This window comes from Actinomadura sp. GC306 (assembly GCF_004348665.1).
Taxonomy (GTDB): domain Bacteria; phylum Actinomycetota; class Actinomycetes; order Streptosporangiales; family Streptosporangiaceae; genus Spirillospora.
The window spans coordinates 1-10147 of record NZ_SMKM01000242.1 but is presented as its reverse complement, the minus strand read 5'-3'; the positions used below and the strand labels follow the sequence as shown (position 1 = coordinate 10147).

Sequence of the window (10147 nt, the reverse complement as noted above, 5' to 3'; positions counted from 1 at the left end):
CGCCCAGGATGCGACTCGAAGATCCGCGACTCCACCCCGACCTCGTCGAGCTTCTCCGCGACGTACTCGGCCGCGACCCGCTCCCCCGGCCCCGAATGATCCCCGGGGTTGCTGGTGTCGATCCGGATCAGCTCCTGGCAGAGCCGGACGACCTCGTCCTCAGCGGTCGGCTGCTGGCCCACAGTGATCACCCTCGCCCCTAGTGCCCACACCTACGCTCCCCATGGTGCCCCTCGATCGACTTCGCCGCGACTCGTCTCCTTTGGTATGGTGAACCGGCCGCAGCGCAGCCTGCGGCCTGCAACCGGTCCGGGTGGCGGAATAGGCAGACGCGCTAGCTTGAGGTGCTAGTGCCCTTTACGGGGCATGGGGGTTCAAGTCCCCCCTCGGACACACTCTGACAAAGTGGGACAGACGGTCGTCTGTCCCACTTTGCGTTTCTGGGAAGGCCGGCGTCCGGTCCCGTGGTGACGAGGGTGGATCCGGGGCGGCTTCATGGACCGTGCCCTGGTCCGTGATCATGCTCGCCTTCGTCGAACACTTGTCGCGACCGGGGGGACCGTGGGATCTCAGGAGATCGAGGTCAAGTACCGCGTGATCGAACAAGAAGGAACGCCGGACCAGCCGGGCGGGGCGGTGGTCGTTGTGCCTTGACCAGGTCGAGGGCGTGGGGGCCGTTCCTGGAGATCGAGACGGTGACCACCGCCGACGAGTCGGGTCTGACCGTCCAGGCACAACTGGACACATGGGCGAACAGCCTGGGGGTCAAACTGGAGCGGGTGACCGAGACCTACGACTCGCTCGTCCGGCTTGCACAGCATCACAGCGCTTGAACCAGCTCAGAAAAGCGCGGCGGTCAGTAGATCAAGGTGTTGATAACGCAGCGCGTCAATATGGGCCTCCGTGACCGCGTCCAGGCGGTGGTGCTGGCGTACCGGGCGGGCGTGGCGGGCGACGAAGACCGAACCTGACGACATCCGCTGGACGGCAATGGGCGCGCGGCGAGACGACATCGCGCTCGGCGGCTTACCGCCGAGGGGCCGATCAGAGGTCGGGTAGCACGAGACTTTCCACGGCGCCTCGGTCAGGGTGGTGCGTTCGGGTCGCGGTGATGGGCGTTGCGCAGTACCTCGTCCAGGTCGGTCAGGCGGTCGAGCTGCTTGACGGTGCGGGCGGTGCGGTGGTTGTGCTCCAGCCGGTCGCGGTGGCGGTGGACGAACTCCCAATACCCGGCGGTGTAGGGGCAGGCGTGCTCGCCGACGCGTTCGGTGGGCCGGTAGGCGCAGGGGCCGCACAGGTCGCTCATGCGGTTGATGTAGGCGCCGCCGGAGGCGTACGGCTTGGTGGTGATGCGGCCGCCGTCGGCGTACTGGGACATGCCGATCACGTTGGTGAGCATCACCCAGTCGTAGCCGTCGACGAAGCAGCGGTGGAACCAGTCGGTCACCGCCGCCGGGTCCCAGCCGCGCTGGAGAGCGTGATTACCCAAGATCATCAGCCGGGGTATGTGATGCACCCAGCCCCGGTCGCGGACCTGCGCCAGTGTGGTGGACAGGCAGCGCGCCTGCACGGCGTCGGCGTCCAGGTGGGCGAACCAGTCCGGGAGTGGCACGGTGTGCCCCAGGACGTTGGAGTCGCGGTAGCGGGGGCCGAGGTACCAGTAGAGATTCCACATGTACTCGCGCCATCCGGCGACCTGCCGGATGTAGCCCTCGACGGAGTTGAGCGGCGCCTCGCCCGCACGGTAGGCGTTCTCGGCGGCCTCGACGCACTCCGCCGGATCCAGTAGTCCGAGGTTGAGCGAAGCGGACAGCAGGCTGTGGCTCATGGCCCAGTCCTCGGCAAGGACGGCGTCCTCCCACCGGCCGAAGGTGGGCAGGCGTTTCTGGACGAATGCGCGGAGGGCTCGCCGGGCCTCGGCGCGGGTGGCGGGGAAGAGGCGCGGTCCGTCGCGGCCGACGAACGCCAGTTCTCCGCGCCGCTCCCAGTGGTCCAGGTCGGCTCTGACCTGGTGGTCTATGGCGTCCTCACGCGGCCGGTAGGGTGCCGGCACCGGGAGTACCGCGGCGTCCTTGGGCGGGGCCTCGCGGTTGTCGGTGTCCAGGTTCCACTTCCCGCCTTCGGGTTGTTCGCCGTCCATCAGCAGGTCGTGGTCTCGGCGCACGTGCCGGTAGAAGTCCTCCATCCGCAGGTGTCCGGCGGCGTCCGCCCAGCGGCCGAACGCGTCCGGCTGCACGAGGAAGCCGCGCGGTGGCAGGACCTCCACCTGCTCCAGCCCTTGGACGAAGCGAAGAGCGGCGTGAGACGTGGGGTGATGGACGGTCACGGGCGCGTCGCCGACGGCTCGGTTGAGGCCGTCCCGGTAGGTCTCCGCCTGGACGTAGCGGACGCGGTCGCCGAGTTCGGCCGCGCGGTGTCGCATGGCGGACAGCAGCAGGTGCGCCTTGGCGCGGTGGAAGCGGCGGCGGCGGAAGACACCGCGCGATTCGATCATGACGATGTCGCTGTCCGGCCGCAGAAAGTGCGGGCCCAATTGGTCCCCGAAAAGCCAGTGGAACGCGGCCTTCGAGTGGTCTTGCGGCTCCATGCGCATCCTCCCCCGAGATGCCTGGACGTCCGCTCAGTGGTGCCCCGTGAGCGGCCGGGGACACAGGCGCGCTGGCTAGCGAGGCCGGCCCCCTGCACGGGTCGGGGTCCGTCTCGGAGTGACCACGGACACTGCGGGCATGGTGCCCCATGAGCGGATATTGCCCAGCTGATCGCGGCTGAGCAGGAGAAACCGGCGCCAGAGGGCCGGGACGGCCGCTTCGGGGGAAGGGGAAACGATGTCCGAAAGCGTCATCATCGCGGGGGCGGGACTGGCCGGACTGGCCTGTGCCGTGCGGCTGCACAGGGCCGGTGTGCCGGTTCGGGTGCTGGAGGCATCCGACGAGGTCGGCGGCCGGGTGCGCACTGACGTGGTGGAGGGGTTCCGCCTCGACCGCGGTTTCCAGGTCTTCAACACCGCCTATCCGGAGGCCGAAGAGATCCTGGACTATGCGGCCCTGGACCTGCAACCGTTCTCGTCCGGTCTGCTGGTGTTCCGCCAAGGCCGCCGGGAGCGGGTGATGCTTCCATGGAGACATCCCGAGCACGCGCTGAGCGGTGCGTTCGCCGATATCGGCACCATCGGCGACAAGGCGGCGCTCGCGGCGATGACCGCCCGGGACATGGCCGCCTCCGGTTCCTGGCTGCGCGACAGTCCCGAGCGGAGCACCTACGACGAGCTCCGCCTGCGGGGGCTGTCCGATGTGATGATCGACCGGCTGATGCGCCCGTTCCTGGCCGGTGTGCTGCTGGAACGCGAGCTGGAGACCTCCAGCCGCTTCTTCCACCTGATCTGGCGGTCGTTCGTCCGCGGCACCATCACCCTCCCCGCGCTGGGGATGGGGCGCATCCCGCTGCAGCTCGCCGACCGGCTGCCCGAAGGGACGATCTCGCTCAACACGGCCGTGGAGGAGATCACCGAGGACGGTGTGCGGACCGGTGACGGCTCCACCGTCCAGGCCCGTGCCGTGGTCGTCGCCACCGATCCCGTCCAGGCGGGCCGGCTGCTGCCCGAGGTCGAAGCGCCCGCCATGCGTGCGGTGACGACCTTCTACCACGTCGCTCCCTCCTCGCCGCTGCGGGAGCCGATCCAGATCATCGACGCCGAGGGGGTCATCGCCGACACGCTCGTCCTCAGCGACGCGGCTCCGCGCTACTCGCCGGACGGCCGCGCGCTCATCTCGACGTCCGTACTCGGCCTCGATGCGGACGAGTCGCGCGTGCTGGAGCGGTTGACCGAGATCTACGGCGACACCTCGGGCTGGCGGCTCATCGGGACCTATCCCATCGAGGCGGCGCTGCCCGCGATGCCGCCGCCGCTGCGGATGCGGCAGCCGGTACGCCTCCGGCCGGGACGGTACGTCTGCGGCGACCATCGCGACACCGGCTCCATCCAGGGCGCCCTGGTGTCGGGACGCCGCGCCGCGGACGCCGTCCTCACCGACTCCCGCCTGCGGACGACCGTCCCGATCCCGGGATGAGCGAGGGCAGCCGAAACGGCCGGCCACCTGCGCGATCCGGCATCGTGAGCCGGTGTCCCAGGCCGCCGGCCCGCCGCGTCGGCTCTGTCGGAGACTCAGCTCGCCTCACGTAACTTTTTCCGATCGGCGACGACGGCCTCGACGTGTTCGCGGATGTCGTCACCGCGATTCGCGCTGCCGTTGACGTCCCGGCACGCCTGGCCGTACTCGGCCCACAGGACGTCGTCGTCGAGGCGGAAGCTCCGTTGTCGGACGAGGTTCCGGCAGCGAATCACCATGGACTTCGCTCTTCGGACGATCTTCATTCACCCGGCTTAAAGCACAATTCGGCGCCAGCGTCACTGATACTGCCTTTTTGGGATTCATGGTGCCGCGATTTACTCGTAGCCGTGATTGAGTTCTCTGCGGAAGGCGAGATGCTCGGGTGATACTCGATCCGTCAGTAAGGGGAACGATGCTTGATCGACGTGTGGTACTGCGGGCAGGCGCTTACATCTCCGCCGCGGGGATGGCCGCGGCACTGACCGGACGAGACGACGCGGCGGCGGCGCGCACCCCTTCCACACCATCTCTCCAGCCTCCGGGAAAGCCGAATTGGGGGGAACTCGAGAAGATGCTCGGGCCGGGCAGCAAGCTGTATCTGCCCGAGGCACCGAAGTTCCCGTCCCTGGCGCAGCCGTGGAATCTTCGGTACGAGGACAGGAAACCCATGGGCGTCGTGTCCTGCGCGACTGCACAGGACGTGAAAGTGGCACTGCTGTGGGCACAGGAGAACGGAATGCCCCTGGCCCCACGCGCCGGCGGCCACAATTACGCCGGTTACTCGACGACGACGGGCCTGCTCATCAGCGTACGCCCGATGAGCGAGGTGACCGCGCTGCCCGGCCGGCGGCTCAGGATCGCCGGCGGCGCCACCAACGGCGATGTCGCCAAGGCCGGTGCCGGGAAGACGGGCCTGTACGTCCCCGGCGGGCGCTGCGTCGGGGTGGGAATAGCGGGTCTGACACTCGGCGGCGGGCTGGGCTTCAATGACCGCAAATGGGGATTGACCTGTGACAACCTGATCGAGACCGAAGTCATCCTGGCCGATGGCAGGATCGTCCGCGCCAGCTCCGCCGAGAACCCTGAGCTTTTCTGGGCCTGCCGTGGCGGCGCAGGCGGCAACTTCGGCATCAACACCTCGTTCGTCTTCAACGCCGTCGATGTGTCCCAGCAGACGGCCACGGTCTTCCGCCTGACCTTCCGTCCGAGGGACGGGGTGGAGGTCATGAAGATCGTCCAGGAGGGGCTCCTGGCTCACGACCGCGAGAACGACCTGGACCTCCGGATCGAGTTCGAGAACCCGGGTACCGGCCGTGAGAACGTCAACGTCGCCGTCCTCGGCCAGTACCTCGGCGACGATTCGGCCATGCGCACCAAGCTGGGACCGCTGCTCAAGCTGGGCCCTGTCGAGCAGAGCGTCGAGCGACTCGGGTTCTGGGCGGCGCAGGAGAAACTGTCCATGGTGTCCGAACACGAGACCATGGCCTCCAAGTCACTCGTGCCTGACAAGTGGCTGTCGGCCGAAACGGTGCGGGAAATCGTGGAATGGACTCTCCGGTGGGAGCCCCACCGGACCGGAAACAGCGGATACGTCACCCTCTTCGCAATGGGCGGCAAGGCCGGTGAGCCGCGCAGGGACGCCACGGCGTTCCCGCACCGCGGTGCCACCTTCGTCATCGACATCGGCACCTCATGGAATTCAGAAACCCCGCCCGAAGCCGTGAAAAGCCTGCTGACCCAGACTAGGGCCATCTACCGGCGCCTCAGTAAAGACTTGAACACCACCGCGGCCTACGTGAACTTCCCAGATCCAGATCTCACCGACTGGCCCACCGCCTACTACGGCGAAAACTACCGCCGGCTGAAGGAGGTCAAAGCCGAATACGATCCGCGCCGGATCTTCTGTTACGACCAGGGAATTCCTCCGCGAACTCCTGCGAAGGACGGATAGCGGAGTCCGCGTTCAGCGTCGGCCGGACGGCGATGCGCGGACGGCCCGCCGCAGGGTCGGTTCGCGTCAAGGCGAGGGTCTTCGGGGGTGGGGGACGGCGCTGCTCCCCTGAGGGTGGTGGCGGGTTGTTCGTGCTTCGATACGGGCCGGGGACGGCCAGTGGACGTCGTGGGCGCAGCCCAGCTTCTCCAGTAGGCGGATCAGGGCCGCGCTGGGGTCGGCCTGGCCTTTGAGGACGCCGTGGCGGGCGCTGGTGGGTTCCATGTGGTGCCAGTTGTGCCAGCCCTCCCCGAAGGTCAGGAGCGCCACCCATCGGACGTTCGAGGAGCGGTCGCGGGTGGGGAAGGCGCGGTCGCCGAAGCAGTGCGCGATCGAGTTCACCGACCAGGTGACGTGGTGGACGACCGCGTAGCGGACGAGGCCGGCCCAGAAGAGAGCCGTCCAGAAACCCGTCCACGAGCCGGAGAGCAGGCCACCGGCCACGGCGGGGAGCAGAAAGGACGCGGCGGTGATCGCCGGGTATGCCTTGTCCACGCGGCGGATGTCGGGGTCGGCGAGCAGGTCCGGCACCCAGTGTGCGCGGTTGGAGCGTTGGCGGGCGCTGTAGAACCACCCGGCCTGGGCGTGCAGCAGACCGCGCAGTAGAGCGAAACCGGTGTCGCCGTACGCCCAGGGTGAATGCGGGTCGCCCGGCTTGTCGGAGTACTTGTGGTGCCTGCGGTGTTCGGCGGCCCACAGTGAGGGCGGCCCCTGGAGGGCCGTGGCGCCCGCCAGGGCGAAGGCGACGCGGACCGGGCGCGGGCACCGGAAGGAGCGGTGGGTCAGCAGGCGGTGGTAGCCGACGCTGATGCCGAAGATGTTGACCGTGTACATGGCCAGGGCTAGCAGGACGTCCAGCGGCCCGATCGCGCGTCCCCAGGTGGCGGCCACCGCCGCGATCAGGATGAGGGGCGGCAGGACGACCATGACGACCAGGTAGGCATGCCTGCGGGCTCCGGAGACCTGGACCGTCTCCCCCAGCGCGCGATCCCCCATGTTCCTCCCCCAAGGTCGGCCCTCATTGAAACCACCGGGACGGGGCGGACGGCAGTTGCCCGAGGGTGACGCGAGCATTACCCAATGGAGTTACTTGACTACACATGGTCCAAGATTGCTGGTGGCGACTAGGCCGAACCTTTACTCTCTGGAGTCGGTCGATCACGAGTTCGGAGTTGATGCCATGCGTTCGGACGGGTATCTCGCCACCTACGACGCCCTCGTGAAGGCCGACCCGGCGGCCGCGCAGGCGCGGCTCGCCGGCTGGCTGCGCACCGGCTGGCGGGAGCTGTTCGCCGAACTCCGCGCCGACCGGCCCGTCCTCGCCGCGCCGGCGTTCACCCTGGTCACCCGGCACGCCGACGTCACCGAGGTGCTGTCCCAGCCGGCGTCGTTCCCGGTCAGCGCCTACCGGCCGGCCATGGAGGGCGCGCTCGGCGCCCCGATCATGCTGACCCGCGACGGGACCCCGATGAACTGGCGCGAGAAGGGCCTGATGCAGGTCATGCTCGCGCCCGAGGACGTCCCGGCCGTCCGGGCGCTCACCGGGGAGCTAGCCGAGCAGGCCCTGGACGGGGCGCAGGGGGAGTTCGACGCCGTGCGCGACCTGTTCCGGGGTGTTCCGCTGAAGGTCTGTGCCCGCTACTTCGGGTTCCCAGGGCCGGACGAGCGGACGCTGTCCCGCTGGTCGCGGGCCGTCATGACCGACGTGACCGCCAACTTCGCCGGCGATCCCCGCGTGCGCGCCGACGCGGTCACCGCGGGCGCGGAGATGATGGCGTACCTGCGCGGCCTGGTCGCCGAGCGGCGGAGCGCGCCGGGCGGCACCGACGTGCTCGGCCGGCTGGTCCGCACCCGGCTGCCCGCCGAGCTGGGCTTCGACGACGAGCGCGTCGCGGTCAACGTCGCCGGGCTGCTGCTGGGGTTCGTCGAGAACGCCGCCGGTTCCATGACGAACCTGGTGTCCCTGCTCCTCGGGCGGCCCGAACTGCAGGCGGAGGCCGCCGCGGCAGCCGACTCCCCCGAGCGTTTCGACCCCTATGTCTGGGAGGCGCTGCGGTTCGATCCCTTCCTGAAGATGATCGTCCGCCAGTGCGCGCGCGACCACACGCTGCCCGGCGGGACGACCATCCCGGCCGGGCGGCTGGTCCTGGCCGCGGTCGCGTCCGCCATGTTCGACGACGCCGCCGTCGAGGACCCCGACACCTTCCGGACCGACCGGCCAGAGGACGCCTACATGCACTTCGGCCACGGCCCGCACGCCTGCCTGGGCGTGCATCCGGGCCGGGTCGTCATCGCCGAGACCGTCCGCCGGGTCATGCTGAGACCCGGCCTGCGCGCCGGAGGAGAGGTGCGCCGGGACCGGGACGTGTTCCCCGACGGCTTCCCCCTCCGCTTCGACGCCCCGGCACGCGAAGGGGCGTGATCGTGACACAGACCTATCCGAGCGCCCGCGGTTTCGGGTCCGACGGCGTCAGCAACCGGTTGCGCTTCCTCGCGCTCACCCGCGGGCGGCCGCTGTGGCGGCTCGCGGAGAGCTCCACCGCGCTGCGCCGCCGCATCAACTCCACCGTGATCGACCAGGCCGTCCGGGAGATGCCGCCGCGTCCCGAACCGCTGAGCACCATGGCCCCCTACACGTCCTGGGCGTCGCTGACCGACCGCACCTACAGCGGCCGCCACCTGCCACCCGTCCCCGACCAGGAGACCGGCCGCCCGCCGGTGGAGCAGGCCGCGGACCTGTTCATGCGCGACGCCGCGATGACGCCCTGCCCGCGCTCCACCGTCCTGTTCGCCTACTTCGCCCAGTGGTTCACCGACGGTTTCCTGCGCGGGGAGTCCAGCGAACCTCGCGATCCCCGCCGCAGCACGTCCAACCACGAGATCGACCTCAACCCCCTGTACGGGCTGGACGCCGAGGCGACCGACGCCGTCCGCGCGCACGAGGGCGGGCTGCTCAAGAGCCAGCTCATCAACGGCGGCGAGTTCCCGCCGTATCTCTGCGAGGACGGCAAGGTCAAAGCGGAGTTCTCCGCGCTGACGGCGGTCCGCATGGAGCGGCTCACCGACGCGCAGCGCGACACCCTGTTCGCGATCGGCGGGGACCGCGGCAACGTCCAGGTCGGCTTCACGATGATGACGGTCCTGTTCCTGCGCGAGCACAACCGGGTCGCCAGGACGCTCGCCGCGGAGAACCCCGGCTGGGACGACGAGCGGCTCTTCCAGACCGCCCGCAACATCGTCATCGTCGAGGTCATCCGGCTCGTGATCGAGGAGTACATCAACCACATCACGCCGTACCACTTCCGGTTCCTGCTCGACCCGCGGCTCGGGCGGACGCTGCAGCGCGCGCCGTGGCACCGGCAGAACTGGGCGTCGGTCGAGTTCAACCTGGTGTACCGCTGGCACAGCCTCGTCCCGTCCAACCTGGTCGTCGGGGACACCGAGCTGCCCGTGGCCCGGACGTTGTTCGGGGGCGCGCTGATCCCCGGTCCGGGGCTCGGCCGGCTGTTCGAGGACGCCTCCGAGCAGCGCGCCGGACGCATCGGCCTGTTCAACACCGACCCGCTCCTGCGCGAGGTCGAACTGTCCTCGATCGCGGACGGCCGCACGCTGCAACTCGCGTCCTACAACGACTACCGCGCCCACTGCCGCTTCCCCCGGGCGCGGGACTTCTCCCAGGTCTCGGGCGACCCGCGCGTGCAGGACGCCCTGGCCGGCCGGTACCGGAGCGTCGACGACCTGGAGCTGTACGTCGGCCTGTTCGCCGAGGAGCCCGGGTCGGCCGCGGCCGTCCTGCCCCCGCTCCTTACCAAGATCATCGCGATCGACGCGTTCTCGCAGGCGCTCACCAACCCGCTGCTGGCCCCGCGGGTGCTGACCGCCGACACCTTCACCCGCACCGGCCTGCGGATCATCGCCGAGACCCGCAGCCTCGGCGACGTGCTCGCCCGCAACACCCCCGAAGACCCGCGCCCGCGATTCGTGAGCATGACATGGCGAGGAGCGCTGCTATGACCGGGGGCGCCGGACCCGACGAGCCAGACACCAC

8 protein-coding genes, 1 tRNA gene and 1 pseudogene are annotated in these 10147 nt (G+C 69.4%); 6 read left to right on the top strand and 4 right to left on the bottom strand.

The features are described from left to right. Positions 1 to 191: pseudogene (locus tag E1200_RS26225) on the bottom strand (hypothetical protein); the annotation flags it as partial. A 116-nt stretch (positions 192 to 307) separates the two neighbouring features. On the opposite strand from E1200_RS26225, the gene E1200_RS26220 reads away from it, so the two are divergent. Together E1200_RS26220 and E1200_RS26215 are read left to right on the top strand one after the other, a co-directional pair. Beyond that, a tRNA-Leu gene (locus E1200_RS26220) sits at positions 308 to 393 on the top strand. 257 nt (positions 394 to 650) lie between these two features. Beyond that, positions 651 to 833: a hypothetical protein gene (locus tag E1200_RS26215; protein WP_131954742.1), complete on the top strand. Its 183-nt coding sequence runs from the start codon at positions 651 to 653 to the stop codon at positions 831 to 833. Between the two features lie 251 nt (positions 834 to 1084). On the opposite strand, the gene E1200_RS26210 is transcribed toward E1200_RS26215, so the two are convergent. Continuing rightward, positions 1085 to 2587: a cryptochrome/photolyase family protein gene (locus E1200_RS26210; protein WP_131954741.1), complete on the bottom strand. Its 1503-nt coding sequence runs from the start codon at positions 2585 to 2587 to the stop codon at positions 1085 to 1087. A gap of 238 nt (positions 2588 to 2825) precedes the next feature. Between E1200_RS26210 and E1200_RS26205 the strand changes: the two genes are divergently transcribed. Next, positions 2826 to 4067 (top strand): NAD(P)/FAD-dependent oxidoreductase, encoded by a 1242-nt coding sequence (locus E1200_RS26205; RefSeq protein WP_131954740.1) that lies wholly within the window; start codon positions 2826 to 2828, stop codon positions 4065 to 4067. A gap of 95 nt (positions 4068 to 4162) precedes the next feature. On the opposite strand, the gene E1200_RS26200 is transcribed toward E1200_RS26205, so the two are convergent. Beyond that, positions 4163 to 4372 carry a hypothetical protein gene (locus E1200_RS26200; protein ID WP_131954739.1) on the bottom strand — a complete coding sequence of 70 codons (210 nt, stop codon included), beginning with the start codon at positions 4370 to 4372 and terminating at the stop codon, positions 4163 to 4165. Positions 4373 to 4521: 149 nt separating this feature from the next. Between E1200_RS26200 and E1200_RS26195 the strand changes: the two genes are divergently transcribed. Beyond that, the gene (locus E1200_RS26195; protein ID WP_131954738.1) at positions 4522 to 6060 is read left to right on the top strand and encodes an FAD-binding oxidoreductase; all 1539 of its coding nucleotides are present in this window, start codon (positions 4522 to 4524) and stop codon (positions 6058 to 6060) included. A 66-nt stretch (positions 6061 to 6126) separates the two neighbouring features. Here E1200_RS26195 and E1200_RS26190 read toward each other — a convergent pair whose 3' ends face one another. Further along, the gene (locus tag E1200_RS26190) at positions 6127 to 7095 is read right to left on the bottom strand and encodes an acyl-CoA desaturase (RefSeq protein ID WP_131954737.1); all 969 of its coding nucleotides are present in this window, start codon (positions 7093 to 7095) and stop codon (positions 6127 to 6129) included. A 184-nt stretch (positions 7096 to 7279) separates the two neighbouring features. Between E1200_RS26190 and E1200_RS26185 the strand changes: the two genes are divergently transcribed. Further along, complete coding sequence (locus E1200_RS26185; protein ID WP_131954736.1) at positions 7280 to 8521, top strand: cytochrome P450; 1242 nt, start codon at positions 7280 to 7282, stop codon at positions 8519 to 8521. A 2-nt stretch (positions 8522 to 8523) separates the two neighbouring features. Further along, positions 8524 to 10113 (top strand): peroxidase family protein, encoded by a 1590-nt coding sequence (locus E1200_RS26180; RefSeq protein ID WP_131954735.1) that lies wholly within the window; start codon positions 8524 to 8526, stop codon positions 10111 to 10113. Positions 10114 to 10147: the final 34 nt, after the last annotated feature.

Coding starts and splice junctions, on each gene's coding strand:
- E1200_RS26210 (WP_131954741.1), bottom strand. CDS start 2,587: ATGGAGCCGCAAGACCACTCGAAGGCCGCGTTCCACTGGCTTTTCGGG.
- E1200_RS26205 (WP_131954740.1), top strand. CDS start 2,826: ATGTCCGAAAGCGTCATCATCGCGGGGGCGGGACTGGCCGGACTGGCC.
- E1200_RS26200 (WP_131954739.1), bottom strand. CDS start 4,372: ATGAAGATCGTCCGAAGAGCGAAGTCCATGGTGATTCGCTGCCGGAAC.
- E1200_RS26195 (WP_131954738.1), top strand. CDS start 4,522: ATGCTTGATCGACGTGTGGTACTGCGGGCAGGCGCTTACATCTCCGCC.
- E1200_RS26190 (WP_131954737.1), bottom strand. CDS start 7,095: ATGGGGGATCGCGCGCTGGGGGAGACGGTCCAGGTCTCCGGAGCCCGC.
- E1200_RS26185 (WP_131954736.1), top strand. CDS start 7,280: ATGCGTTCGGACGGGTATCTCGCCACCTACGACGCCCTCGTGAAGGCC.